The organism is Kitasatospora phosalacinea, from assembly GCF_000717185.1.
Taxonomy (GTDB): Bacteria; Actinomycetota; Actinomycetes; order Streptomycetales; family Streptomycetaceae; genus Kitasatospora; species Kitasatospora phosalacinea_A.
Genome location: NZ_JNYE01000036.1, coordinates 75,534 through 99,522, shown reverse-complemented (window position 1 = coordinate 99,522; position 23,989 = coordinate 75,534). Strand labels below are relative to the sequence as shown.

The following is a 23,989-nucleotide window of genomic DNA, read 5'->3' as shown; positions in this document are numbered from 1 at the left end:
GCGGGTGGGGTGGCAGACGAGGCTGGGCCTCGGCCCGGGACGTGTGCCACGGCAAGCGCGGCACCGTCCACCAGGCGTACCGGGGCGGGACGGAGGACCGGCTCGGCGCGCTCGGCCTGGTCCTCAACGCCATCGTGCTGTGGACGACGAAGTACATCGACGACGCCGTCGCCCGGCTCCGCGCCGAGGGCCACGAACTGCGGGACGGAGACATCGCCCGCCTGTCCCCGCTCGAGCACCGCAACCTGAACCTGCCCGGCCGCCACAGCTTCACCGCCACCGTCCCGGCCGCGGGCGCCCTGCGCCGCTGCGCGACCCGGACACCCCGGAACTGGGCGACGACGAGGGCGGATCGAACACCGTCCGCGCCTGACAGCGCTTGCCGGACACTGCTGGTCACGGGCCGAAGGCGCCGCCCTCGATGAGGACGAGCAGGCCGATCCCCTGTGCGGCGTCCAGGTCCGCGCCGGGGCGGAAGCTCCTATGATCGTCAAGCGGTCGGTAGGAGCGGTTGTGGGCTGGCTGACGGCTGGACGAGGTGCTTGTGGACCTCGCGGGCGATGAATCGTTTGAGGCAGCGCAGGATGTCCTTCTTGGACATGCCTTCGGCGGTGCGACGGGCGACGTGGTCGCGGGTGCGTGGGTCGTGGCGCATCCGGACCGGGGCGATGACGTGGAGGGCGTTGTTGGCTTGTCGGTCGCCGCCCCGGTTGAGGCGGTGCCGATGGGTGCGGCCGGGGCCGGCGGGGACCGGGGCCACCGCGCACAGGTGCGCGCCGGGCGCCTCGGACCTGAGCCGGTCGGAGTTGTCACCGGCGGTGGTCAGGAGCTGGGCCGCGGTCTCGGTGCCGACTCCGGGCAGCGCGACCGGTTCGGGCGCCGCCTGGGGACCGGCGGTCTGAGCTCGGCGTCGGCGTCGGCGGTCTCCTCGGTGAGGTACTGGTGGCGGCGGGCCAGGCGCCGCGGCACGATCCTGGTCGCGCCGGCGGGGGCGTGGGTGTCGGTGCCCGGCCGGGAGCGGGCCGGCTGTCTGATCAGCTCTCCGGTGGGCAGGCCGCGCGGCTTCTCGCGGGCCTCTGCGGGGCCGGTGCCCTCGACGCCGACGGCCGTGAGGTCGCCGTGCGAGCGCAACCAGTCCAGCAGGCGGCGGTAGCCGTCGGGGTCGGTGGGGAACGACTCGGTGGCCCGGTGTCGGCCGATGGAATCGATCACGGCGGCCTGGTGGAAGTCGGTGCGGGTGTCCACACCTCCGACCACCGCTGTCGCCTCTGCCATGCCGGGTGCTGCTGTCCTTCCGTGCGACACGCGGGGGACGGCACGCACCGGTCGGGCGGCAGGACAGGACTGTGGCGGGACCTTTGGCCGGGCTCCTATGAGGTCACAGGTGCCCGACCGGCGCGTGTATGACGGCACCGCCCGAACGATCGACGATTCCGCGGAAGGACAGCTGAAGCGTCGGTCAGAGCACGGGTCAGACCCCCGAGCGATGCCACCTACATCCTCACAGTCAGAGCTTGTACATCGTGGCGTAGGGCTGGGTGATGCGTTCGCGTCGCGATCCGAAGTCGACGAGCACCGCGATGTCGCTGTCTCCTTCGACCGCGATGGCCCGGCCTAGGCCGTACCGGTCGTGGGTGACGCGGTCGCCGACGGCGAAGTGCTTGCGCGGTGCTTCGGCCGGGACTTTGAAGGGGCTGGTGGGCAGGACGCGGCGAACTGCTACAAATTTCTTCATCCCCTGGAGTATGCGCCGGAAATCGTGGCAGCGGGACTTTTCCGGGGTCTCGGTTTCGCGGCTGCGGCAAGAATGTCGCGCCCGCCGCCCGAAACGATCACCGATGTGCCGGTGGGCGCGGTGGGGGCCCGGCACGGTGGGGCGGGCGCTCGGTGCCCGTGCGACTCGCCCGTTCGGGGGAGCCGCCAGTAGGCCCCGAAGGCGCTGCGGCGGGGGCCCGGCCAGGCTGGAAACGAGGCATGGTGGCGGCTGTTCGGCCTCGTGGTCGGTGGTGCCCGGCGAGAAGCGTCACAGAACCGGGCACGAAATTTCCGCGCGTGGCGAGCCCGGGCCTGCTAGAGTCTCTCCTAGTTGCAGTAGTGGTTCCCATGAACTTTGTGTGCGCCTGCTGATGTGTCGCAGGCGCATTTTTCTTTCCTGGACATTTTCCGGGTGGGTGCTCATCGCGGCGACTCGAAGTGCGCGCCGTGCGTGTTTCGGAAAGCCCCTTGAAGGAGATTTATTTATGGCTAATGGCACTGTGAAGTGGTTCAACGCGGAAAAGGGCTTCGGCTTCATCGAGCAGGAGGGCGGCGGCCCCGACGTCTTCGCCCACTACTCGAACATCAACGCCAACGGCTTCCGTGAGCTGCTCGAGGGCCAGAAGGTCGAGTTCGACGTCACGCAGGGCCCGAAGGGCCCGCAGGCCGAGAGCATCCGCCCGCTGTAGTTCTTCTGCCACGGCACCCGCCCGGCAGCGAGGGGCCCGCACCGCGTACACGCTCGGTGCGGGCCCCTCGGCATTGCATCACCGCGCACGACCCTGGCCGCCCAAGGCCCCCTGGCTCCGTCACCGGCAGCCGTCCGTACGCGAGACGCCCGGCGTCGCGTCCGGATCGGCACCCTGCCGTGACATCCCACGGTTCGAGGTTCTTCGCTCCCGCTGCTTTCCGGTGAGCGCCGACCGAAGGTGTCGTGCCGCACGGTTCTCCCGTCCACGCCCCGCCCGTCATGCTTCTCGGCCCGTTCCTCCGCGGGCTCCGCCGGCGCCTCCGCGCTGCAGAGCCGTGCCGTGACGGGCCGCCCAGGAAGGTTTCCCATGAACCGCTCCAGTCGCTTCTCGCAGCAGGGTTCCCACTCCTGCTCCGCCGCAGGCTCCCGCTCCGGCGGCTCCTGCTACGGCGACCGCCCCGCCGGCGGGCGGTCCTCCGGCCGGAACGGCCGTCAGGGCTCCTCCCCGCAGGGCGAGTTCGCGCTTCCGGTGAGCACCACCCCGGCGCTCCCGGCCGTCGAGTCCTTCGAGGAACTGGGCCTGCCGAACGCGCTGCTGTCGGTGCTGACCCGCCAGGGCGTCACCACGCCGTTCCCGATCCAGGCCGCCACCCTGCCGAACTCGCTGGCCGGACGCGACGTCCTGGGCCGCGGCCGCACGGGCTCGGGCAAGACCCTCGCGTTCGGCCTCGCCGTGCTGGCCCGCACCGCCGGGCGGAAGGCCGAGCCCCGACGCCCGCTGGCCCTGGTGCTGGTGCCGACCCGTGAGCTCGCGCAGCAGGTCACCGAGGCGCTCACGCCCTTCGCCCACGCGGTGCGGCTGCGGACGGCGGCCGTGGTGGGCGGGATGTCGATCGGGCGCCAGGCGCAGGCGCTGAACCGCGGCGCGGAGGTCGTGGTGGCCACCCCGGGCCGCCTCAAGGACCTGGTCCAGCGCGGCGACTGCCAACTGGACGGCGTCGCGGTCACGGTGCTCGACGAGGCCGACCAGATGGCCGACATGGGCTTCCTGCCGCAGGTCACCGGACTGCTCCAGCAGGTCGCCGTGGGCTGCCAGACGATGCTCTTCTCCGCCACCCTGGACCGCAACGTCGACCGGTTGGTGCGCGCCTTCCTCAAGGACCCGGTCACGCACTCGGTCGACCCCTCCGCCGGGGCGGTCAGCACCATGGAGCACCACGTGCTGCACGTGCAGAGCAGCGACAAGGACGCCACGATCGCCCGCATCGCCTCCCGCGACGGCGGGGTGATCATGTTCACCGACACCAAGCACGGAGCGGACCGCCTGGTGCAGGACCTCCTGTCCAACGGGGTGAAGGCGGCCGCCCTGCACGGCGGCAAGTCCCAGCCGGAGCGCACCCGCACCCTGGAGCAGTTCCGCACCGGCGCGGTGACCGCGCTGATCGCCACCAACGTCGCCGCCCGCGGCATCCACGTCGACGGGCTCGACCTGGTCGTCAACCTGGCTCCGCCGAGCGACCACAAGGACTACCTGCACCGGGCCGGACGCACCGCCCGGGCCGGTGCGTCCGGCACCGTCGTCACGCTGGTCCTGCCCAACCAGCGCCGGGAGACGGCGCGGATGATGACCACCGCTGCCATCACTCCCACCTCCACCCGGGTCCACTCCACTGACGAGGAACTGGTCCGCATCACCGGCGCCCGGGTGCCCACCGGCATCCCCACCGTGATCGTGGCCCCTGTCCTCGAGCGCCCGAGCCGCAGGGCCCCCTCACGCCGCAACCGCCGCCGTCGCCCGGCCTCCGGCCGCAGCGCGCAGAACACCGGCCGCTACCAGGCGGCACCCAGCCACGTCACCCTCGCCGCATAGCCCGGCGGGCGTGCCCCTGCTCCGTCGCACCGGGAACGGGCACGCCGCACCTCGTGGCAGGAAGCGCCGCACCCCGCGGTGACCGCCCGCGCCGCCCGGCAGACCGGAGCACCGCCGTCACTGTCGGAACCGACACGGAGGAACCGCCCACGAGCATCACCCTTGAGCGCCCGAGCACGGACCTCACCGTCGGGAGCTCGTGCGGCCTCCCGGGCCGCAGATCAGTGACGACGCCACGGCGGACACCGCGACGGACATCCTGCTCGGCTCCGGCACCGGCCACCTGCTGGTCCGCGACGAGGACGGCCGCTGCGCCGGGCTGCTGACCCGCCTGCACCTCGCGCCGTTCCGAGTCCGCTCCTGGTACACCGAACGCACCCGGGGCCGCGACATCCTCCACGACCGCGGCCCGTTCGCCACCGCCTCCATGCCCGTGGCCCTCGCGGCCGCCGCGATGCGCTCGCGCGGTCTCGACGCATGGCTGGTCATCGACCACGACGGCCACGCCATCGGCCTGCTCGCCGCGTAGGAGCGCACGTCCGAGCTTCCGCGCCCGTGGCAGGTTTCCGTCCGCTCCGCACTGAAACGGTCGTCTCCCCGGAGTGAAGTGGAGAGAGGCCGGCGAAGAGGCGGGACAGGCCGCGCCGAGCCGGGCCCACTCAGCAGGCTTCGCCGGCGAGACTCACCGGCCCGGGGCAGAAGGGGCGACCAGGCCCCCGGTGCAGGTTGGCAGCCCGCACCGGGGAACAACTGGCCGACCGCTGCTGCGGGCCCGCTCCCGGGGCACCACCGGTCAAGGATCCCGTGGCGGGTGTTCGCCTGGCCGCCGGTTCACGCGGCACCTCGAATCCCGGTCGGGGGAAGGGGCCGCTGTCAGGGCCACTGTCAGGGCCGCATCGGTGTCCTTCCGGGTGCGGTCAGCCCGGCGGGCGGCGCGGTCAGCGGCGGCGGCCGCCGCCGATGTGGCGCTCGTTGGCCAGTGCGGTCAGCGGGCCGTACTCACGAGCGAGCTCGTTCCACGTCAGGACCTCGCCGCAGCGGGCCGGGAACGTCTTCGGGTCGAATTCGGGCATGGTCCAGGTGCCGGTGCCCCGGTCGCGCAGCCACAGGTCCCCGTCGCCGTCGACCACGGTCGGCGGGGCCGGTACGGGATCGGCCTGATCGACGGCGTCCCAGGTGACCCGGCCGGGGTGGGAGGCGCGGCGCAGCTCGGTGGTGGCCAGCCGTGCGGCCAAGTCGCGGGTGGACTCCTCGGTGTCCTTGACCGACGCGAGCCGGTACGCGTCGTCGAGGACGGGCAGGGCTGGATTCTGGCTGCGCTTGGAACTCATACGCTGGCTACCTCCGTAGGGGGCGCCACATCCGTTATGGCACCCCGTGCAGGGACACGGTATCCGAGCCGGGAGCGGTGCCGGTCACGACCGCCGTTCAGGCGGGGGCGGTGGAGGACGCCGGGGCGCCGGGGCCGGGTGGCGGGCCGGTCCCGGACACGGCGCAGGCGCGGGGGCGCGGGGGCCGGGCTCTTCGAGGGGCTTCCGGGTGAGTGCGGTGGTGCGGTCCTCGCCTTCGTGCGCCGGGTGTCGGGGCCGGTGAACCGCGTGGTGCCGTCCGGCTTCCGGCAGCGGGTCGGAGCGGGGCGCGGGCGGACGGCTTCACCGGGTGGCGGCCGGACCTGCTGGTCGTGTCACCCGGTCCGCCGGGTCGTCCGCCGGGTCGTCCGCCGGGTCGTCCGCGAGTGCGATGGCGGCTGTGACGCGCTTGCCCACGATCTCGCGGAGGATCTCGAAGCGCCGGCTGACGGCCAGCACGGTCTCCAAGCCGTGGCGGCCGACGCGGGTCGGGTCGGGGGCGTGTGCCACGGGGAGGGTGGGCCCGCTGTCCCACACGCTGATCTCCACAGCGCTGCCGGTGATCGTCAGCTCCAGCAGGCACGGCCCGGGCGCGTACTTGCGGGCGTTGGTCACCAGCTCGGAGACGACCAGCTGGACCGTGTCCACCACCCGCTCCGAGACCGCAACCGCGTGGGTGTCACGCGCCCGGGCCAGGAAGGCGCGGGCGCTTCGGCGGGCCCACGCCAGCGGTTCACCGTCGACGAACACCGTCATCGACGGTTCCGGACGGACCTCCGGGGACCGGATCCCGCTCTCGCGCGCCATCTGCCGCACCGCTACCCCTCTCGAAGCAGCCGGGGCTGCGGTGGGCTCGTACCCCCCGTCCGGCCCCGCACGCACACCCCGGAGAACCGGTGGGCAGGAAGGGGGAGCGGCGGTGGCCGCCCTCCGAGCGCAGCGGGGTGATGAGGCGGTGTTCGCCGAGGGCGCGCAGGAAGCCGGCGGTGGTGGCGGTCATCTCGGCGGCGCGGCCCATGGTGCGGGCGGGGTAGTCGTCGTCGAAGCTGCTTGCGGTGGTGGGTCGATCGGTGCTCGTGGTCACTGCACCTCTTCGAGCGGGGTTTCAAGTGGGGTTCCGAGAACGCACGGAGGGGCCCCGGCGCCGTTGCGGCTCCGGGGCCCCGAAGGGAACTTCACCATCTACCGGCCTGGGCCGGGTTCCTTGTTCCGCACCGCCCCGGGGGAGGGGCCTGCGGGGATCGCGCATGCGTGACCGGAAACCACCGTCCTTCGTGCTCTGAGGGGTCTGCGGTGTCCGCCCGGACGAGAACTGCTTCATCTCACGGGCCGGGCGATCCTGATGGCGCTCGCGCCCTCCGTTCTTCCTCTGCGCCAAGCGACGTCCTGCGAAGTGCTGGTACTGCGTACTGCCGGTCCGGCACTGGTACTGCTCGGTACTGCCGTGGCGGCCGAAGAGGCTCACCATCCGGTCCGGCGGCCGGCCCCGTCGCCAGTCGTGCTCCACTGCTCGGCTTCGGTACCCCACTGCCGGACTTCCCAGCACGCGCGCCCGCAGTCCGACGCCTTTGCTGAGACCCTGCCTACTCCACCTACTGGTGACTGCGGATCGACTTCACCTGCTCGCCGCGGTACCGCCATCGTGCTTGCCGCGGTACCGCTCGTCGGCGGCCCCTGATCACTGCGGGCCGCCCGGTCCGGTCGCCGGTCCTGTCGCCGTCCTGCAACAACCCTGGCTTCAGTACCCCGCGACCGGACCGGTCTGCGAACTTCGTTGATGCCCCCGCCAGTTCGTGTCTGGCGGGCCCTTCCGACTGCTGACTACGAGAGAAACACTAACCACGCCCGACGGCAATGTCTACTCCGGCCAGGGTAGATTTTTGAGTGTCCAGGGGGGAGATAGTCTTCGGCCTGCGCGCTGGTCGGAACATGCCGGGCACGACCAGGGACAATGCGCAGGAGGGTGAACGGCGGAAGGAACCCGGGCACGCCGGCTCCTCGCACGCCTGGTCCAACAGGTCGCCGTCGCCCACCTGCCCGCACTCCGCGACACCCTCGACGCCGCCCGTCGGTACCGCAACCGGCGCTCCTGGTGGCCGCAGCCCGCCCGCGGCCTCCTCATCTGCCGCCGAACCCGGCGGCCGCACCCTGACTCCGGCGGATCGGCCGGTCCGGCCGGTGCGCGGTGGTCGGTGCGGGACCGGCGCCGAGGGCGGGGGGCGGTGCGGCCTCCGCGGTCACCCGAGCGGGGTGCGGAGGCCGTCGGGGGTCGGGGCCGGGCGCCCGGTGTCAGGCCATCGTGACGACGACCTTGCCGGCCCTGGTGCGGCCCTGCTCGGCGTACTCCATGGCTTCGCGGGTCTGCGCGAAGGGGAAGACGCGGTCGACGACGGGGCGGATCTTCCCGGTGTCGACGAGCCGGGTGATTTCGGCCAGCTGCTCGCCGCTGGCCTTCATGAACAGGAACGAGTAGGCCACGCCCCGGCGCCTGGCGCGGCGTCGGGTCCGGAAGCTCAGCGCGTTCATCGCCTGCCGCAGGAGCGGGTCGGCGCCGAGTTCCCGGGCGAAGCCGGCGTCGGGGGGCCCGGCGATGCTGATGACCTTCCCGCCCGGCCCGAGGACCCGCAGCGACTTCTTCAGGGTCTCGCCGCCGAGGGTGTCCAGGACGACGTCGTAGCCGTCCAGGAGCTCCTCGAAGTCCTGGGTGCGGTAGTCGATGACGAGGTCGGCGCCGAGTTCCCGCAGCAGGTCGGCGTTGGCCGCGCTCGCGGTGGCGGCCACGTGGGCGCCGAGGTGCCGGGCGAGCTGGACGGCGACGGTGCCCACGCCGCCGGAGCCCCCGTGGATCAGGACCTTCTGGCCGGGCCGGACCCGTGTCCGCTCGACCAGCGCCTGCCAGGCGGTGAGGGCGACCAGCGGGAGGGAGGCGGCCTGGGCCATGGTGAGGGCGGCCGGTTTGGGGGCGAGGTCGTCCTGGTGGACGGCGATGAGTTCGGCGAAGGTGCCGATGCGGTCCTTGTCGGGCCGGGCGTAGACCTCGTCGCCCACCGCGAACCGGGTGACGGCCGGGCCGACCCGCACCACGACGCCGGCCAGGTCGTTGCCCAGCACCAGGGGGAGGCGGTAGGGCAGGATCCGCTTGAAGGCGCCGTCGCGGATCCGAAAGTCCAACGGGTTGACGCTCGCGGCCGGGATCTCGACCAGGACGTCCTCGGGCCCGGGCCGCGGGTCGGGCACTTCGGCGGCCCGCACCGCGGACCGGTCGCCGTACTTCTCGATCAGGTACGCCTTCATCGTCGTCTCCGTGCCTCGTGCGGTGTGCGCTGCTGGTTCGTCGTGCCCCGGCCCCGGTGCGGCCGAGCGGCCTCGAGGCCGCGGCCCTCAGGCGGCGGTCGGCGGGGTGGCCAGGCTCCGCTTCACGTGCCGGGTGACCTCGTCGGCGAGGACCTCGGGCAGGCCCGCCGCGATCCCGTCCAGGGCCCGGGCGGCGACCTCGGCAGGGGCGGTCTTCCGGTCGGCGGGGACGTCGGCGGCCATGTCGGTGTCCATGTAGGCGACGTGCAGCGCTGTCACGGTGATGCCGCGCGGCGCCAGTTCCTCCCGGCTCGCGCCGGTCAGCGCCCAGGCCGCGGCCTTCGCCGCGGCGTAGGCGCCGAGTTCGGCCGGGTGCAGCCAGGACAGGACCGACAGCACGTTGAGCACCGCGCCGCCGCCGTTGGCCTCGATGACCGGGGCGAAGGCCCGCGTCACGGCGAGCGGGCCGAAGAAGTTCACCTCCATCTCCCGGCGCACCGCGTCCGGGCTGCCGGTGAGCAGCGGGGTGCCGGTGGAGATCCCGGCGTTGTTGACCAGCAGCGTCGCGTCGGCGGCGGTGCGGGCCGCCGCGCGGATCGACTCCTCGTCCGTCACGTCGAGCCGCAGCGGGACGGCGCCCGGCAGGTCCACCGTCTCGGGCCGCCGGGCCGCCGCGTACACCTTGGCCCCGCGCTCCAAGAGCTGGGCGGCCAGCTGCCGTCCGAGCCCCCGGTTGGCTCCGGTGACCACTGCGACCGCGTCCTTCAGTTCCATCGGTGCTCCGCTCCCGGTCCCGCGTGCGGCCTCGACCGCCAGCGATAGATTTCGTCCAACATCTAAATTCGAGTCTAGAATAGATTGGACTCGACATCCAAATGGGAGGGTGAACGATGGGCCGCGTATCGCAGGCGCAGGCGCAGGAGAACCGCCGACGGGTGGTGGAGACCGCCTCCCGGCTGCTCCGGGAACAGGGGACCCAGGCCAGCGTCGCCGACCTCATGAAGGCGGCCGGGCTGACCCACGGCGGCTTCTACAAGCAGTTCGCCTCCAAGGAGGAACTGGTCGCCGAAGCCACCGCCCACGCGTTCGCCGAACTCACCCGGCACCACCGGGACGGGCTGGAGGAGCACCCGGGGCAGCCCGGCGCCGCCCGGCGGGCGGCGATCGACGCCTACCTCTCCGTCGAGCACCGCGACAGTCCGGCCGACGGGTGCCCCGTCGCCGCACTCGCCACCGACGTCGCCCGCGCGGAGGCGGGCGAGGAGGCCCGCCGCGTCTACACCCGGGGCGCGGCCGACTTCGCCGACTTCCTCGCCGACGACGACCAGGACGGCCTCGCCCGGCTGTGCACCATGGTCGGCGCGCTCGTCCTGTCCCGGGCCACCAAGGGCTCCCCGCTCTCCGAGGAGATCCTCACCGCCGCGCGCGAGGCGCTGACGGCCACCCCGTCGCGGAGCTGAGAGCCCGGACGAGAGGGTCGCACGCGGGCCCGGTGACCAGGTCGCCGAGCCCCGTCGGCGCGGCCTCGAACCGATCCGGGGGCGGGGCGCTCCGCTCCGACCGGCGGTTCGCCCGGGCCGTCCGGGGGCGCACCGGAACGGCGTCGGCCCGCGCCGGAGTGGTCCCCGGTCGCCACGCCGGAGCGCGACGACCGGGGACCACTCTTCAGCAGGCGGGTGCCGGGTGCGCTTCCCCGGTCAGGACACGGTCACCCCCACGGCGGCACCGGTGCTGGCCGCGAAGCCGCCACCGGCGGTGTTCTGCAGCCAGACGGCCTGCCCGCTGCTGTGACCGGCCCGCTGATGGGCGCCGGCCCAGGTGATCGAGGTGGGGGTGAGCGCGGTGATCACGTGGGTGTCGTCGGTGAGCGTGGCGCTGCCCATCCCGATCGTGTCGCCCGCCTTGAGACCGGCGGTGCTGGCTACCTTGCAGGTGGTGGCCGTGCTGGAGCAGGAACTGGTCAGCGTGGTCCGGAACGGGGACGAGACGGTGCCGGTGTCGCTGGACAGGTCCTCCAGTTCCCGCTGGACGCCATCTCGGGGACGTAGCCCTTGAGGTCGAGGTTCGGGACGCCGGGACCGAAGTCCTGCACCGGTCGGGCCATCGAGAGTCCGACGAACGCCGACTTGGCCGTGGAGCAGGAGGGCAGCCGCATGTCCTGGCAGAAGGCGTGGGCGCCGTAGCGGGTCTGGCAGCCCTTGTTCGCGGACGTGCCGCCCGCCACGTAGTTCACGCCGTTGCAGACCACGCCGTAGGAGGTCATCGCCGAGGGGTGATGCCGCTGCCGAAGGCGGCGAGGTCGAGCCCCGCCGCCGGGTGGTCGGTGGCGAGGGCGGACAGTGGTTTGGTCGGCATCCGGTTCCCGACCTCCGCCGCGTGGGCGTTCTCCAGCGCGACGGCGTCGGGCACGCCGTGGGCGTCGTAGGTCGCAGCGAGCTGGCCCCACACGTCGAACTGGTGCAGCGCGCAGGCCTCGGCCGTCACCTGGTAGGCGGCGATCGAGACCGCGGCCGCGTTGTAGGGGAAGCTGAGCCCGCCGTTGTGGACGCAGTTCTGGTTGCGGTCGACGAGCGCGAACGGCAGGGAGGCCCGGGAGAACGTCCCGGCCGCGCCCGTGTCGCCGTTCTCCGACCACGCCCGCCCCGGCCCCACGATGAGGTCGTACGTGGAGCCCGACTGCGTGTCGCCGGTGATCGTCAGGCCCTGGACCGCCGGGATCAGGTGGCTGCCGTTCTGCACGAGGTCGAGGCCGATCGGCGGCAGGTGCCTGCCGCAGCCGGTGCAGTTCTTGATGTTCTTGAACCCTCCGCTGCCGCCGGGGCCGGTGAGGGTGAGGGCCCCCTTGAAGGCGAACCGGGGCGGCGCGGCGGCGGCCGGCAGGGCGAAGGCGGCGTCGCCGACCGGGCCGCCGGGGTTCTGGGTGGTCGTCAGCTGACGGTAGGGCAGCAGGGTGCGCGAGACGGCGCCGTTCCCGGTCAGCGGGTCGCCGCACCGGGTCGGCGGTGGCCGCTGCCGCGGGCAGCGGAGCGATCAGGCCGGCGGCCGCCGGCGCTCCCGCGCCGAGCAGCAGGAGCGCGCGGCGGGAAAACGGCCGACCCCCGACGCCGGAACGTGCCAGGATCCCCGCATGGAGATCCGTCGCGTCACCCAGGCCGAGGCGGTCCACGCCGCCGGGCACCTCTTCGACACCGCCCCGGGGCGGGAGGCCACCGAACGGTTCCTGGCGGACGAGCGCCACCACCTCCTGATCGCCTACGCCGACGACGCCCCGGCGGGGATGGTCACCGGGGTCGAGATGACCCACCCGGACAAGGGAACCGAGATGTTCCTGTACGAGCTGGGCGTGGACGAGCCGTTCCGCGGCCGTGGCGTGGGCCGGGCCCTGGTGTCCGCGCTCGCGGACCTGGCGCGCGAACGGGGCTGCTACGGCGTGTGGACGATCACGGACGAGGACAACGCGGCGGCGCGGGCGACGTACCGCCGCGCCGGTGGCGTGCCGGAAGCGGGGCAGGTGGTACTCACCTGGGCGTTCGACCCGGTGTAGACCGACGGGACGGACCCCTCTCGCCCGCCGCCGATGGACGTCCGCGCAGAGCGGCAAGCAGGGCGGACGTCGCCCGATGCGCGCGGCTCGTCGAGCCCGGCGGCGCCGACGGCGCCGATCGCGCGCGAGCACCGCCTCCGCGGCCGCCCGCCGGACGACTGCGGAGACCTGCCGGCTCCGCCGGTTCACGATCGCAAGGACCGTCCGTTCGCCGTGCCGAGGAGCCCGGCGGCTCACCCGCCGGTTCCGCTCCTGGCCCGCACCTTCTCGAACTCGGGCACCGGGTCGCCTCCGAAGCTCCAGGCCAGGCCGCGACCGTACCGTTGATCGCTTCGAAGACCGGGCGGGCCTCGTCGCGCCGCTCGGCGGCCACCAGCGCGTGGGCGAGCAGGTTCAGGTCGGCGAGGGCCGCCGCGTGGTGGAGGAACCCGGGCCGGGCCCGGGTGTCCGCCGCACGGTCGAGGGCCCGGGCGGCCGCCGGCTGGGACCAGCGGTGGCGGGCCGGTACTTGGGAGACCAGGTGCCGGCTCTTTCTGTTGCCGCCTCAGGTGGTGGCCGGACCGCATGGGCCGGTCCTCGGCGGGGTCGTCGAGGCGCGGGGTGCGGTTGGCGGGGGTGCCGAGTTCTTCGCGGTCGGCGTGCCCGAGCGGACCTGGCGCCATCACCAGGCACGCGCTCGCGCACCAGGCCCGGGCCCACCGCAAGGCCGCCTTCGCGACCGAGCCGACCGGCCCGATCCGGGTCCGGCAGCTCGACTTCTGCGAGTTCGAGACGACCGGTGGCGGCACCTGGCACCTGGCGGCTCGCGGGCTGTCGGGACCACTGGTCGAAGTACGAGCCGGGCCGGCACGTGGCGCCCACCGCGAACCGGCACGACGCCGTCGCCGCGATCGAACTCCCCATCAGGGAAGCGGAGTTGCTGGCCGGAAGGCCACCGGCCGAGCTCGCCCCGCGCGACGTGGACGGGAGCCTGAAGCCGTTGGCCATCATCGTCACCGACAACGGCGGACCGTTCCGCTCGTTCCGCATCGAGGGGTGCCGCGGCACCCGACCGGAGCCGCGGCACGTCCGAACCCGGGTCCGCACGCCTGGGCAGAACGGCTCACGTGAGCGCGGATTCGGTGCTGCGGACCCGCTCGTCCCCAACTTTCCGGAACCCGAAAACCTGCCGACCGCTTGACGCGGGACACGTCCGCGTACTTCCGGACGGCACCGTCATCCGACGTCGTCCGGCTGCCGGCCGGGCGGGAGCTTCGGCAGGCCGATCAGGGCGTCGGCGCCGAGGTGCTGGAGGAGCGGGGCCCGGACGGCCTCGTGGCCCACGGCGGTGAAGAGTTCGCGCACCAGGCGCTCGAACGCGGGCGGGTCCCTCGGGAGCGGGTCGGGGCGAAGTCGACGACCGGCGGCACCGCCTCCAACTCGCCGAGCACGGGCGCGCCGCCGTGTCGAAATCCGTGCAATCGACGTCCGCCTCGACGGCACGACCCTCGCGGAAGACGTCCGCGCCGCAACCGCCAGTGGAGATTCCGGGGTGGGCGTGGCGGGTGCTCGTGTCGTCGATGTGCCTGGTGGTGCGGTGTGTTGACCGCGTCGGCGGCTCCGGGACGGCAGGCCGGAAAGCGGGTTTCCCGGGAGCCGACGGTGAAATGTCCGCCACGGAACGCATCGGCCTGCTAGAGTCGCATGTAGTTGCAGTAGTGGTTCCCATGAGATTTCTCTACGTCTGCTGAGGTGTCGCGGACGTTTTTTTCCGGTTTCGTTCCGGGTGGGTCATCATCGCGGCATCTCGGAGTCGGCACCGTGCGGACTTCGGACAGCCCCTTGAAGGAGATTTGTCTATGACTAATGGCACTGTGAAGTGGTTCAACGCGGAAAAGGGCTTCGGCTTCATCGAGCAGGAGGGTGGCGGCCCCGACGTGTTCGCCCACTACTCGAACATCAACGCCAACGGCTTCCGTGAGCTGCTCGAGGGCCAGAAGGTCGAGTTCGACGTCACGCAGGGCCAGAAGGGCCCGCAGGCCGAGAACATCCGTCCGCTGTAGTTCTTCTGCCACGGCGCCCGCCCGGCAGCGAGGGGCCCGCACCGCGCACACGCTCGGTGCGGGCCCCTCGGCCGTGCGCCATGACGTACGTCCCGGCTGGTCCGGGCCCCGCCACCGGCGGTCATCCCCACGCGAGGCGCCCGGCGCCGTGTGCGGATCGCCGTCCTGCCGTGACGTTCCACGGTTCGAGGTCTTCTGCTCCCACCCCTTTCCGGTGAGCACCGACCGCAGGTGACGTGCCGCACGGTTCCACCGTCCACGCCCCGCCCGTCATACTTCCGGCCCGTTCCCTTGCGGTCTCCGCCCGGTGCCCAGGCGCTGCGGAGCCTCCTCGTGACGCGCCGTCCCGAGGAAGGTCTTCCGCATGAACAGTTCCAGTCGCTTCTCGCCGCAGGGTTCCCACTCCCGCTCCGCCGCAGGCTCCCGCTCCGGCGGCTCCTCCTACGGTGACCGGCCCGTCGGCGGCCGGAGCGCCGTCGGCCGTCGTACCCGTCAGAAGCCCTCTGTGCAGGGCGAGTTCGCGCTGCCGGCGGGCACGACCCCGGCGCTGCCGGCCGTCGAGTCCTTCGACGAGCTGGACCTGCCGGGGGCGCTGCTGACGACGCTGACCCGGCAGGGCGTCACCTCGCCGTTCCCGATCCAGGCCACGACGCTGCCGAACTCGCTGGCCGGCCGCGACGTGCTCGGCCGCGGCCGCACCGGCTCCGGCAAGACCCTCGCGTTCGGCCTCGCCCTGCTGGCCCGCACCGCCGGACGGCAGGCCGAACCGGGGCGACCGCTGGCGCTGGTCCTGGTCCCCACCCGCGAACTCGCCCAGCAGGTCACCGATGCCCTCGCCCCCTACGCCCACGCGGTGCGCCTGCGCCTGGCCACGGTGGTCGGCGGGGTGTCCATCGGCCGCCAGGCCCAGGCGCTGGCCCGCGGCGCCGAGGTCGTGATCGCCACTCCCGGACGGCTCGCGGACCTGGTCCAGCGCGGTGACTGCAGGTTGGACGGGGTCGGCACCACGGTGCTGGACGAGGCCGACCAGATGGCCGACGTGGGTTTCCTGCCGCAGGTCGTACAACTCCTCGACCAGGTCGCCGAGGGCGGGCAGACGATGCTCTTCTCCGCCACCCTGGACCGCAACGTCGACCGCCTGGTCCGCCGCTTCCTCAAGGACCCGGTCACGCACTCGGTGGATCCGTCCGCGGGCGCGGTCAGCACCATGGAGCACCACGTGCTGCACGTGCGGAACACCGACAAGGCCGCCACGATCGCGCACATCGCCTCCCGCGACGGCGGAGTCATCATGTTCACCGACACCAAGTACGGCGCCGACCGCCTGGTGCGGGACCTGCTCGCCAACGGGGTCAAGGCCGCGGCCCTGCACGGCGGCAAGTCCCAGCCGCAGCGCACCCGCACCCTGGAGCAGTTCCGCAACGGCCAGGTCACCGCCCTGATCGCCACCAACGTCGCCGCCCGCGGCATCCACGTCGACGGCCTCGACCTGGTCGTCAACCTGGACCCGCCCGCCGACCACAAGGACTACCTGCACCGCGGCGGACGCACCGCCCGGGCCGGCGAGTCCGGCACCGTCGTCACCCTGGTCCTGCCCGACCAGCGCCGCGAGATGGACCGCATGATGACCACCGCCGCCATCGTCCCCGTCACCACCCGCGTCAGCGCCGGAGACGCGGAACTGGCCCGGATCACCGGCGCCCGCGTGCCCACCGGCATCCCCACCGCGATCGCCGACCCGGTCGTCGAGCGCCCGCGCCGCAGCACCTCCACGAGTCGCAACCGGCGCCGCCGGGCCTCTCGCGCCGCCCGGACCGTCACCGGCTCCCGCACCCAGGCGCCCGAGCGCACCGCCCTCGCAGGGTAGGACGCCGCACGGCGCCGGGCCGCGACACGGTGCCCGCTCGCACGCCCCGGCCCCTCGGGTCCGGCCCTGCCCGTCACGGCCCCACCGCACTTTGCGAGCCGCCGTCGGCCCGCCCCCACCAGCGCCCGGACCGCCGCCACCGGCGGCGCCGACCCGAAGGACACCGCCCATGACCATCAGCCTCGAACGGCCCACGACCACCACCACGGTCGGCGACCTCATGAAACACCCGGAACTGCAGATCAGCGACGACGTCACCGCCGACACCGCGATGGACGTCCTGCACAGCTCCGGTGCGGACCACGTCCTGGTCCGCACCGACGACGGCCGCTGCGCCGGGCTGCTGACCCGGCTCCACCTCGCGCCCTTCCAGGCCCGGTCCTGGTACACCGAGCGGACCCCGGTCCGCGACATCACCCTCGACCGCGCCCCGTTCGCCACCGCCGACATGCCGGCCGCCGACGCCCTCGCCGCCATGCGCGCCCGCGGTCTGGACACGTGGGCGGTGGTGGACCACGACGGCCACGCCATCGGCCTCCTCGACTTCTAGTGCCGCGTCAGGCACTAGGAACCGGCCGAAGGCACCCACGGGCCGACGCCCGCCCGCCCCGGAGCTCCTACCGTCGGAGCCGGGCGAAGACCTGCGGCAGGGGGCGGACGCCGCGGCGGAGGTCAGAACGCAGGGGTGTCCCGGCCGAGGCGGCCACGTCCCACTCCTTGAGTTCCGCCACCGGTGCGCACCCGCGCAACGGGTCCGCCCGCCGCGGTGCGCAGCCCATCCGCCGCGGTGCGCAGCCCGCCTGCCTGCACCGAGCCCTCTCGCAGGAGCCGGTCGGCGGGCGGGGGTGCTCCGCTGCGCCCGGCGTGGTGAGCGCCCGGCGCTCACCACGGGCCTGCTTCGCGACGGGAGGGCAGCGGCGTCAGGTGTCGGCCGCGGCGTCCGGGCCGGCCTGGCGGCGGCGGAGTTGTTCGTTGATGCGCAGGGCTTCTTCGAGCTGGTCCTCGAGGATGATGATGCGGCAGGCCGCGTCGATGGCGGTGCCCTGGTCGACGAGGTCGCGGGCGCGCATCGCGATCCGCAGCTGGTAGCGGGAGTAGCGGCGGTGGCCGCCCTCGGAACGCAGTGGGGTGATGAGGCCCTGGTCGCCCAGGGTGCGTAGGAAGCCGGCGGTGGTGCCGGTCATCGCGGCGGCCCGGCCCATGGTGTAGGCGGGGTAGTCATCGTCGTCGAACGAGTTGACGGTGTCCGGGGTGTGGGGCTGGTCGGTCGTCGTAGTCACTGCACCTCTCTTGGTTCCCGAAGAACGCGTCGAGGGGCCCCGGCGCCGTGGCGGCTCCGGGGCCCCGAAGGGGAAACAACACCATCTACCGGCTTCGGCCGGGTTCCTTGTTCCGCACTGCCCCGGGGGAGGGGACCTGCGGGGATCGCGTATGCGTGACCGGAAACCACCGTCCTCGTACTCAAAGGGGGTCTGCGGTGTCCGCCCGGGTGAAAGGCATCACGGGCCGGGCGATCCTGATGGCGCTCTGTCCCTCCGTTCTTCCTCTTCGTGGACTGGTACTGCGAACTGCTGGTACTGCTCGACGGCAGCCCCTGATGACTGCGGGCCGCCCGGCCCGGCCGTCGGCCCTGTCGCCTCACTGCACACACGCTGGCTTCAGGACCCCACTGCCGTGCCGACCTGCGAACTTCTCTGGTACTTCCCGCCAGTTCATGTCTGCCGGGCCGTCTGTTTCCTGCGCTTACGAGAGAAACGCTAACCCAGCAGCAGGCCAATGTCTACCTCAGTCAGGGTAGATTTTCCGGTGTTTGAGAGGCAGGTAGTCTGCGCCCTGCGGAACGCGGGCGCGGTGTGCGGGGACCCGGCCAGGGCCACGAGCAGCAGACACGGACGAGAGGGCGGACCGGTGGAAGAACCGGGAACGGCAGGTCGAGGACGCGGATCCGACCCGCACGATCGGACGTCACTGGCGGCAGCCCTTGCCGAAGCCGTCCGCGACCGGGACGAGCGGAGCCTGCGCCGCCTGCTGACCCGGTTCGCCCAGCAGGTCACCCTCGCGGACCTCCACCCCCTGCGCGACGCGCTCGACCCCCGCCGCAACCGCGGCCGGCGTCCGGGCCCCCGGTAGACCGGCTCGGGGGAGTCCGCCGTCCTGCGCGCGCTCGACCGGTGCTTCCACGGCGAGAGGACGCTCTCCCCGGACGAGTACGACCGAGGCGTGCTGGGCAGCCACGCGCCGCCCGGGAGCGACACCGTGACCGCGTGGCGCAGCCGGGAGGACGGCGGGCCTCCGCGCTGGGCCGCGTCCTCGACTGCGCGGTGAACCGGACCCAGGAGACCGCGGCCCTCAGCGAGCTCGCCACCCCCGAGGGGCCCCGGCAAGAACGCCCCCGCCTACCGGGAAAGCGGTCGGGCGCGCTCCGCGGACGGCGAGGCCGGGCGGGCATCCCCGGAAGCCGGCCCGTCGCAGCCCGCGTTCCGCGGCGGCGCCCGGCTCCGTGCCGTCGGTCGCCTGCCGTGGGCTGCGCGCCGTTGAAGTTCACGGACCGCCCTACGGCGCTCGCCCGCTGTCCTTCATGCAGTGTCGGGCTCGGGGCTGCCCCGGAGTGCGGGTGGTGAGGCGCGCTCCGGGGCAGTGGGCAGTGGGCAGTGGGCGGTGGGATCAGCGGTCGGCCCAGATGGAGTTCAGTTTCTGGGCGCTGAAGGCGTCCAGGGAGGCGATGCCGCCGGTGGCGTAGGCGGAGACGCCGTTGTTGGCGGGGTTGGGGAAGATCTGGTCGGTCATGACGACCCGGCCGTCCGCCGCGTACACCTCGACGGAGGAGGTGTCGACGACGACGCGCAGTTGCAGCTTGCCGTCGGCGTCGAGGCTGAGCGGTGCGCGGTGCACGGCGGCGAAGTTCCCGCCGAAGGAGGAGTCGCCCGAGCGCGTCCGGTCGACGTACAGCTCCTGGGTGGTGGTGTCGTAGCCGATGCGGGTCTCCTGGCCGCCCCCGGTGTGGACCTTGATGCCGAAGTCCTGCGCGGTGCCGGCCCGCAGGGTGGCCGTGATGTCGAGCAGGGCGCCCTGGGTGCTCAGGGGTACGTCGGCACCGGCCGCGACGGCCGTCGCCGGTGCGGTGCCGACCGTCCCCGTCCGCAGCTGCTCCAGTTCCTCGACCGGCACCTGCACCAGCTGCGGGGCGCCGTCCACCGTCTTCAGCGAGAGCTCCCGGGGCAGGGAGTCGGCGCTGCGCCAGGGGGAGGTGGGGATGTTCCCTCCGTACTGCCAGTTGTTCATCCAGCCGATGACCACGCGTCGGCCGGCGGGCTCGTCGTTGAAGGAGGTGGCGGCGTAGAAGTCGGCTCCGTAGTCCATCCAGTGGACGTTGGCAGCCTGGTTCTGGGCGGGGGTGTCGGTGAGGGTGAACTGGTCGGCGTTGATGTGGCCCCAGCCGCCGGTGTTGTTGTCGACGATCTGGATCCGGGCCTGCTTGCCGGCGAGGCTGCGCAGGTCCCATTGGGCCTGGTCGAGTGCTTCGTTGTCCTTGCCGGTGGTGGTCCTGACGACGGCGCCGTCGACCAGGAGGTTGACGGTGGTGGGGTTGGGTTGGGAGTTGGGGTGGTTGCCGCCGCCGACCAGGAAGTTCAGGTACGGCTTGTCGACGGTGAAGGCGGGGGAGGTGAGGGTGCCGGTGGTGGCGTCGCCCTGGAGGAAGGAGTTGACGAGTCCCTTGCCGAGGTAGCCGGTGACGTTCTGCTGGCCCGGGAGGGTGCCTTGGGCGGGGGCGGTGCCGAAGGCGGTGCCGGTGGTCGTCCAGGACCCGTAGGCGCTCCCCTCGAAGTCGGCGAGGACCGTTCCCGTGGGCGGGGTGGAGGTGGCGGGTCCGTCCGGGGTGAAGGTCGTGCCGTCGAAGTCGCCGACGAAGTACTGGGCGGCGGAGGTGTTCTGGGGGCCTCCGGGGTTGATGTTGACGACCAGGACCCACTTGGTGCGCGCCGGGTCGCCGTCCACCGGGAGCTGGAAGAGGTCCGGGCACTCCCACAGGCCGCCGGTGGCGCCCGCCGGTCCGAAGTCGCTGAGCTTGGTCCAGGTCTTCAGGTTCGGGGAGGAGTAGAAGCTCACCTTGTGGTCGGCGGACAGGGCGACCGTCATGAGCCAGCTGTTGGTCCGGGCGTTCCAGAAGACCTTGGGGTCGCGGAAGTTCTGGGAGCCGATGGTGAGGACGGGGCTGCCGGCGTACTTGGTCCAGGTGGTGCCGCCGTCGGTGGAGTAGGCCAGCGACTGGGCCTGCACGCCGTCGGCCTTGCGGTTGCTGGTGTAGACCGCGACCAGCGGGGGGTTGGTGCTGGTGCCGAAGCCGGTGGTGTTGTTCTTGTCGAGGACGACTCCGCCGGAGAAGACCATCTCGTCGGCGTCCTGGGGGAGGGCGATCGGCTGCTCGGTCCAGTGGACCAGGTCGGGGCTGGTCGCGTGTCCCCAGGACATGTTGCCCCAGGTGTTCCCCGAGGGGTTGTACTGGAAGAAGAGGTGGTACGTGCCCTTGTACCAGATCGGGCCGTTGGGGTCGTTCATCCAGTTCTGGGCGGGCGAGAAGTGCAGCTGGGGCCGGTAGGTCTCGGTGTACGAGGTCTGCGCGTCGGCGGAGGGCGCGAGGAGCGCCAGGCCGAGGACGGCGGCGGCGGAGAGGGCGAGCAGGCGCTTGGAGCGGTGGTGCGTGACGGTTCGGTCGCGCATGTGGGTCTCCTCGGGTCCGGACCCCCGGGGCGGGTGGGGTGCCCGTGCGGGTGGGTCCTGGGGAGCGGCGTGCCGCGGTGGGGGTGGCGCGGTGGGGCAGGCCGCGGGGTGGGGGATGGCGCGGAGTTCACTCGGCGGAGGCCGGAACGGATACGGCCGGTCCCGGTCTCCGGATCGGACGGGACGCACCCGGTGCCCGTGCGAGGACGGGGCCGGAGGGGGCCGTGCGGGGTCGGGAGGGGGACCGTGCGGGGCGGGCACCCTCGGGCCCGCCCCGCACGGGGCTCCTACTCGCTCCAGTAGGAGCCGAGGTGCCAGAGCTTGAGGCTGTCGAGGCGGGCGGAGCCGCCCTCGGCGAACAGCTGGACGCCCTGGCTGCTGGGGTCGGGGAAGACCTGGTCGGTGATCACGGCTTCGCCCTGGCCGCCGAACACCTCGACGGAGGACCAGTCGACGACCACCCGGATGTGGATCTTGCCGTCCTTCCCGGGCTTGAGCGGGGCGGTCTGGACGCCGGGGAAGTTGGGGTCGAAGTCGACGGCGCCGGACTCGGTGCGGTCGACGTAGAGCTGCTGGTCGGCGGTGTCGTAGCCGATGACGGTCTCCTGGCCGGCGCCGGTGCGCACCTTGAGGCCGAACTTCTCCGCGTCGGCGGGGGAGAAGACGGCGTCGATGTCGAGGGCCTTGCCGTTGCCGCGGGAGGGCAGGGCGGTGGTGCCGGCCGCGACGGTGCGGTGGTTCAGGGCGACGGCCGGTCCCTGGCGCAGCGTGTTCAGCGACTGGACCGGCTGCTGGGTGAGCTGGAGGCGGCCGTCGACGGTGCGCAGCTGCAGGTTGCGGGGCAGGCTCTGCGCGCTGCGCCACGGGGTGGTGGGGGTGTTGCCGGCGTACTGCCAGTCGCTCATCCAGCCGATCATGGTGCGCTGGCCGCGGGGTGCGTCGTTGTAGGTGACGGCGGCGTAGAAGTCCTTGCCGAAGTCGACCCAGTGGGCGCGCTGGAGGGTGGAGAGGGCGGGGGCGTCGGCGGCGGTGAACCGGTCGGCCATGATGTGGCCCCAGCCGCCGGTGTTGAGGTCGGCGATCTGGACCTGGACCTGCTTGCCCTGGTAGGGGCGCAGGTCGAAGGAGGCCCAGTCCAGGGTTTCGCTGTCGGAGCCGGTGGCGCTCTGCACGACCTGGCCGTCGACGATCAGGTTGACGGCGGTCTCGCTCGACCGGGGCTTGACCTGGGTGTCGGACAGGACGATCTGGTCGACGTTGATGTGGCCCCAGCCGCCGGTGTTCCGGTCGACGATCTCGACCCGGGCGGTCCTGCCCTGGAGGTCGGACAGGTCCCAGGAGGCCCAGTCGAGGTGCTCGTTGTTGCTGCCGGTGGCGCTGCGGACGGTCTTGCCGTCGACGACGAGTTCGACGGTGGTGGGGGAGTCGGAGTTGGCGGGGTGGGTGCCGCCGCCGATCAGGAAGTCGAGGTACTTCTTGTCGACGGTGAACGCGGGGGAGGTGAGGGTGCCGGTGGTGGCGTCGCCCTGGAGGAAGCTGTTGGCCAGGCCGTGGCCGGTGTAGCCGGAGACGTCCATCTGGCCCGGGAGGGTGCCCCGGGCCGGTCCGGTGCCGAAGGCGGTGCCGGTGGCGGTCCAGTCGCCGTAGGTGTCGCCCTCGAAGTCGGCGAGGACGGTGCCGGTGGGGGCGGGCTGCGGGTCGGTGACGGCGTCCGGGTTGTGGGGGTGGTTGCCGCCGCCGACCTTGAAGTTGAGGTAGTCGCTGGTGGCGGTGAACGCGGGGGAGGTGAGGGTGCCGGTGCTGCTGTCGCCGTCGTGGAAGCTGTTGGCGTGGCCGGTGCCCTCGATGCCGGTGATCGCGGACTGTCCGGGGAGGGGGCCGGTGGCCGGTGCGGTGCCGAAGGCCGTTCCGGTGGTGGTCCAGGTGCCGTAGCCGCCCTGTTCGAAGTCCTGCAGGACGGTGCCGGCGGGCGGGGTGTAGGAGCCGTTGTCGTCGGGGGTGAAGGTGGTGCCGTCGAAGTCGCCGACGAAGTACTGGGCGCCGGAGCCGCCGGCGATGCCGCCGGGGTTGATGTTGACGACCATGACCCACTTGACGTGCTCGGGGTCGCCGTCGACGGCGAGGGGGAAGAAGTCGGGGCACTCCCAGCCGCCGCCGGTGGCCCCGGCCGGGCCGAACTCGCTGAGCAGGGACCAGGACTTGAGGTCCTCGGAGGTGTAGAACTCCACCTTGTGCTCGTCGGCCAGGGAGACGGTCATCAGCCAGCTGCGGGTGGGCGCGTACCACTGGACCTTCGGGTCGCGGAAGGCGCGGGAGCCGATGTCGAGCACCGGGTTGCCGCTGTACTTGGTCCAGGTGCGGCCGCGGTCGGTGGAGTAGGCGAGCGACTGGGCCTGCCGCCCGTCGTTGTAGGCGCTGGTGTACACCGCGACCATGGCGGGGTTCGCGCGGGTGCCGAGGCCGGAGGTGTTGTCGGCGTCGACGACGACGCTGCCGGAGAAGACCATCTCGTCCTCGCTGCGGGGGATGGCCAGCGGCAGCTCCTTCCAGTGGACGAGGTCGGTGCTGACGGCGTGGCCCCAGGACATGTCGCCCCAGGAGTTGCCGTTCGGGTTGTACTGGTAGAAGAGGTGGTACTCGCCCTGGTAGTACACGAGCCCGTTGGGGTCGTTCATCCAGTTCTGCGCGGGGGTGTAGTGCACCTGGGGGCGGTACTGTTCCTGGAACTGCCCGGTGTCGGCCACGGCGGGGGAGCCGGCGGTCAGGCCGAGGCAGACGGCGGTGGCCAGGACGGCCAGCGAGGTGCGGCGGGTGGGTCGGGACGCGCGCATGCGAGCTCCTTCACAGAGCTTGGGCGG

The 23,989-nt window shown here is 72.7% G+C and carries 21 protein-coding genes and 3 pseudogenes; 10 read left to right on the top strand and 14 right to left on the bottom strand.

Going from position 1 to position 23,989, the window contains the following annotated elements; translation table 11 throughout:
- Positions 1-32: 32 nt before the first annotated feature.
- Positions 33-373 (top strand): annotated as a pseudogene (locus OO57_RS17550) (Tn3 family transposase); the annotation flags it as partial.
- A 117-nt stretch (positions 374-490) separates the two neighbouring features.
- On the opposite strand, the pseudogene OO57_RS47395 reads toward OO57_RS17550, so the two are convergent.
- Both OO57_RS47395 and OO57_RS17540 read right to left on the bottom strand, forming a co-directional pair.
- A pseudogene (locus OO57_RS47395) lies at positions 491-1,275 on the bottom strand (transposase).
- Positions 1,276-1,507: 232 nt separating this feature from the next.
- Positions 1,508-1,735 (bottom strand): hypothetical protein, encoded by a 228-nt coding sequence (locus OO57_RS17540; RefSeq protein ID WP_033253428.1) that lies wholly within the window; start codon positions 1,733-1,735, stop codon positions 1,508-1,510.
- A gap of 505 nt (positions 1,736-2,240) precedes the next feature.
- Between OO57_RS17540 and OO57_RS17535 the strand changes: the two genes are divergently transcribed.
- The 3 genes from OO57_RS17535 to OO57_RS17525 all read left to right on the top strand — a co-directional run bounded on the left by OO57_RS17535 (position 2,241) and on the right by OO57_RS17525 (position 4,845).
- On the top strand, positions 2,241-2,444 hold the full coding sequence (locus tag OO57_RS17535) for a cold-shock protein (RefSeq protein ID WP_033253427.1): 204 nt from the start codon (positions 2,241-2,243) through the stop codon (positions 2,442-2,444).
- Between the two features lie 369 nt (positions 2,445-2,813).
- Positions 2,814-4,316 carry a DEAD/DEAH box helicase gene (locus OO57_RS17530; protein ID WP_033253426.1) on the top strand — a complete coding sequence of 501 codons (1,503 nt, stop codon included), beginning with the start codon at positions 2,814-2,816 and terminating at the stop codon, positions 4,314-4,316.
- 199 nt (positions 4,317-4,515) lie between these two features.
- Positions 4,516-4,845, top strand: a complete 330-nt coding sequence (locus tag OO57_RS17525) for a CBS domain-containing protein (RefSeq protein WP_033253425.1) — start codon at positions 4,516-4,518, stop codon at positions 4,843-4,845.
- Between the two features lie 409 nt (positions 4,846-5,254).
- On the opposite strand, the gene OO57_RS17520 is transcribed toward OO57_RS17525, so the two are convergent.
- The 5 genes and pseudogenes from OO57_RS17520 to OO57_RS17505 form a co-directional block, all read right to left on the bottom strand.
- Positions 5,255-5,647, bottom strand: a complete 393-nt coding sequence (locus OO57_RS17520; protein WP_033253424.1) for a hypothetical protein — start codon at positions 5,645-5,647, stop codon at positions 5,255-5,257.
- 321 nt (positions 5,648-5,968) lie between these two features.
- Complete coding sequence (locus OO57_RS17515) at positions 5,969-6,421, bottom strand: ATP-binding protein (protein ID WP_033253453.1); 453 nt, start codon at positions 6,419-6,421, stop codon at positions 5,969-5,971.
- Positions 6,422-6,578: 157 nt separating this feature from the next.
- A pseudogene (locus OO57_RS45595) lies at positions 6,579-6,749 on the bottom strand (MerR family transcriptional regulator); the annotation flags it as partial.
- 1,205 nt (positions 6,750-7,954) lie between these two features.
- Entirely contained in the window at positions 7,955-8,959 is a 1,005-nt protein-coding gene (locus OO57_RS17510) for an NADP-dependent oxidoreductase (protein WP_033253423.1), read from the bottom strand.
- A gap of 87 nt (positions 8,960-9,046) precedes the next feature.
- The gene (locus tag OO57_RS17505) at positions 9,047-9,733 is read right to left on the bottom strand and encodes an SDR family oxidoreductase (protein WP_033253422.1); all 687 of its coding nucleotides are present in this window, start codon (positions 9,731-9,733) and stop codon (positions 9,047-9,049) included.
- A 116-nt stretch (positions 9,734-9,849) separates the two neighbouring features.
- Here OO57_RS17505 and OO57_RS17500 point away from each other — a divergent pair, with 116 nt between their 5' ends.
- Entirely contained in the window at positions 9,850-10,419 is a 570-nt protein-coding gene (locus OO57_RS17500) for a TetR/AcrR family transcriptional regulator (protein ID WP_033253421.1), read from the top strand.
- Between the two features lie 237 nt (positions 10,420-10,656).
- Here the strand turns inward: OO57_RS17500 and OO57_RS17495 are convergent, their stop codons facing one another.
- The 3 genes from OO57_RS17495 to OO57_RS17490 all read right to left on the bottom strand — a co-directional run bounded on the left by OO57_RS17495 (position 10,657) and on the right by OO57_RS17490 (position 11,698).
- On the bottom strand, positions 10,657-10,842 hold the full coding sequence (locus OO57_RS17495; protein ID WP_033253420.1) for a hypothetical protein: 186 nt from the start codon (positions 10,840-10,842) through the stop codon (positions 10,657-10,659).
- Positions 10,843-10,919: 77 nt separating this feature from the next.
- Complete coding sequence (locus tag OO57_RS43890; RefSeq protein WP_158715146.1) at positions 10,920-11,222, bottom strand: hypothetical protein; 303 nt, start codon at positions 11,220-11,222, stop codon at positions 10,920-10,922.
- Positions 11,219-11,698 (bottom strand): hypothetical protein, encoded by a 480-nt coding sequence (locus OO57_RS17490; RefSeq protein WP_033253419.1) that lies wholly within the window; start codon positions 11,696-11,698, stop codon positions 11,219-11,221. The genes OO57_RS43890 and OO57_RS17490 overlap by 4 nt, the downstream gene beginning before the upstream one ends.
- Before the next feature lie 388 nt (positions 11,699-12,086).
- Here OO57_RS17490 and OO57_RS17485 point away from each other — a divergent pair, with 388 nt between their 5' ends.
- Together OO57_RS17485 and OO57_RS38530 are read left to right on the top strand one after the other, a co-directional pair.
- On the top strand, positions 12,087-12,503 hold the full coding sequence (locus tag OO57_RS17485) for a GNAT family N-acetyltransferase (RefSeq protein WP_033253418.1): 417 nt from the start codon (positions 12,087-12,089) through the stop codon (positions 12,501-12,503).
- A gap of 850 nt (positions 12,504-13,353) precedes the next feature.
- The gene (locus OO57_RS38530; protein ID WP_051777840.1) at positions 13,354-13,683 is read left to right on the top strand and encodes a hypothetical protein; all 330 of its coding nucleotides are present in this window, start codon (positions 13,354-13,356) and stop codon (positions 13,681-13,683) included.
- A gap of 35 nt (positions 13,684-13,718) precedes the next feature.
- Here OO57_RS38530 and OO57_RS46810 read toward each other — a convergent pair whose 3' ends face one another.
- Positions 13,719-13,847, bottom strand: coding sequence for a hypothetical protein (locus tag OO57_RS46810; RefSeq protein ID WP_267884966.1), 129 nt, complete (start codon positions 13,845-13,847; stop codon positions 13,719-13,721).
- Positions 13,848-14,341: 494 nt separating this feature from the next.
- On the opposite strand from OO57_RS46810, the gene OO57_RS17475 reads away from it, so the two are divergent.
- The 3 genes from OO57_RS17475 (at position 14,342) to OO57_RS17465 (ending at position 16,962) form a co-directional block, all read left to right on the top strand.
- A complete protein-coding gene (locus tag OO57_RS17475) occupies positions 14,342-14,545 on the top strand; it encodes a cold-shock protein (RefSeq protein WP_033253417.1) in 204 nt (67 codons plus the stop codon).
- Positions 14,546-14,909: 364 nt separating this feature from the next.
- Entirely contained in the window at positions 14,910-16,412 is a 1,503-nt protein-coding gene (locus OO57_RS17470; RefSeq protein WP_033253416.1) for a DEAD/DEAH box helicase, read from the top strand.
- Between the two features lie 169 nt (positions 16,413-16,581).
- Complete coding sequence (locus tag OO57_RS17465) at positions 16,582-16,962, top strand: CBS domain-containing protein (protein ID WP_051777838.1); 381 nt, start codon at positions 16,582-16,584, stop codon at positions 16,960-16,962.
- Between the two features lie 370 nt (positions 16,963-17,332).
- Here OO57_RS17465 and OO57_RS17460 read toward each other — a convergent pair whose 3' ends face one another.
- The 3 genes from OO57_RS17460 to OO57_RS17450 form a co-directional block, all read right to left on the bottom strand.
- The gene (locus tag OO57_RS17460; RefSeq protein ID WP_033253415.1) at positions 17,333-17,692 is read right to left on the bottom strand and encodes a MerR family transcriptional regulator; all 360 of its coding nucleotides are present in this window, start codon (positions 17,690-17,692) and stop codon (positions 17,333-17,335) included.
- Positions 17,693-19,076: 1,384 nt separating this feature from the next.
- A complete protein-coding gene (locus OO57_RS17455; protein ID WP_051777836.1) occupies positions 19,077-21,131 on the bottom strand; it encodes a glycoside hydrolase family 32 protein in 2,055 nt (684 codons plus the stop codon).
- Positions 21,132-21,418: 287 nt separating this feature from the next.
- Positions 21,419-23,962, bottom strand: a complete 2,544-nt coding sequence (locus OO57_RS17450; RefSeq protein WP_033253414.1) for a glycoside hydrolase family 32 protein — start codon at positions 23,960-23,962, stop codon at positions 21,419-21,421.
- Positions 23,963-23,989 lie beyond the last annotated feature (27 nt).

What these genes read in the sequence shown, in the direction of transcription:
- OO57_RS17540 (WP_033253428.1), bottom strand. Translation starts at nt 1,735, where the DNA reads ATGAAGAAATTTGTAGCAGTTCGCCGCGTCCTGCCCACCAGCCCCTTC.
- OO57_RS17535 (WP_033253427.1), top strand. Translation starts at nt 2,241, where the DNA reads ATGGCTAATGGCACTGTGAAGTGGTTCAACGCGGAAAAGGGCTTCGGC.
- OO57_RS17530 (WP_033253426.1), top strand. Translation starts at nt 2,814, where the DNA reads ATGAACCGCTCCAGTCGCTTCTCGCAGCAGGGTTCCCACTCCTGCTCC.
- OO57_RS17520 (WP_033253424.1), bottom strand. Translation starts at nt 5,647, where the DNA reads ATGAGTTCCAAGCGCAGCCAGAATCCAGCCCTGCCCGTCCTCGACGAC.
- OO57_RS17515 (WP_033253453.1), bottom strand. Translation starts at nt 6,421, where the DNA reads ATGACGGTGTTCGTCGACGGTGAACCGCTGGCGTGGGCCCGCCGAAGC.
- OO57_RS17510 (WP_033253423.1), bottom strand. Translation starts at nt 8,959, where the DNA reads ATGAAGGCGTACCTGATCGAGAAGTACGGCGACCGGTCCGCGGTGCGG.
- OO57_RS17505 (WP_033253422.1), bottom strand. Translation starts at nt 9,733, where the DNA reads ATGGAACTGAAGGACGCGGTCGCAGTGGTCACCGGAGCCAACCGGGGG.
- OO57_RS17500 (WP_033253421.1), top strand. Translation starts at nt 9,850, where the DNA reads ATGGGCCGCGTATCGCAGGCGCAGGCGCAGGAGAACCGCCGACGGGTG.
- OO57_RS17495 (WP_033253420.1), bottom strand. Translation starts at nt 10,842, where the DNA reads ATGGGCAGCGCCACGCTCACCGACGACACCCACGTGATCACCGCGCTC.
- OO57_RS43890 (WP_158715146.1), bottom strand. Translation starts at nt 11,222, where the DNA reads ATGACCTCCTACGGCGTGGTCTGCAACGGCGTGAACTACGTGGCGGGC.
- OO57_RS17485 (WP_033253418.1), top strand. Translation starts at nt 12,087, where the DNA reads ATGGAGATCCGTCGCGTCACCCAGGCCGAGGCGGTCCACGCCGCCGGG.
- OO57_RS17475 (WP_033253417.1), top strand. Translation starts at nt 14,342, where the DNA reads ATGACTAATGGCACTGTGAAGTGGTTCAACGCGGAAAAGGGCTTCGGC.
- OO57_RS17470 (WP_033253416.1), top strand. Translation starts at nt 14,910, where the DNA reads ATGAACAGTTCCAGTCGCTTCTCGCCGCAGGGTTCCCACTCCCGCTCC.
- OO57_RS17465 (WP_051777838.1), top strand. Translation starts at nt 16,582, where the DNA reads ATGACCATCAGCCTCGAACGGCCCACGACCACCACCACGGTCGGCGAC.
- OO57_RS17455 (WP_051777836.1), bottom strand. Translation starts at nt 21,131, where the DNA reads ATGCGCGACCGAACCGTCACGCACCACCGCTCCAAGCGCCTGCTCGCC.
- OO57_RS17450 (WP_033253414.1), bottom strand. Translation starts at nt 23,962, where the DNA reads ATGCGCGCGTCCCGACCCACCCGCCGCACCTCGCTGGCCGTCCTGGCC.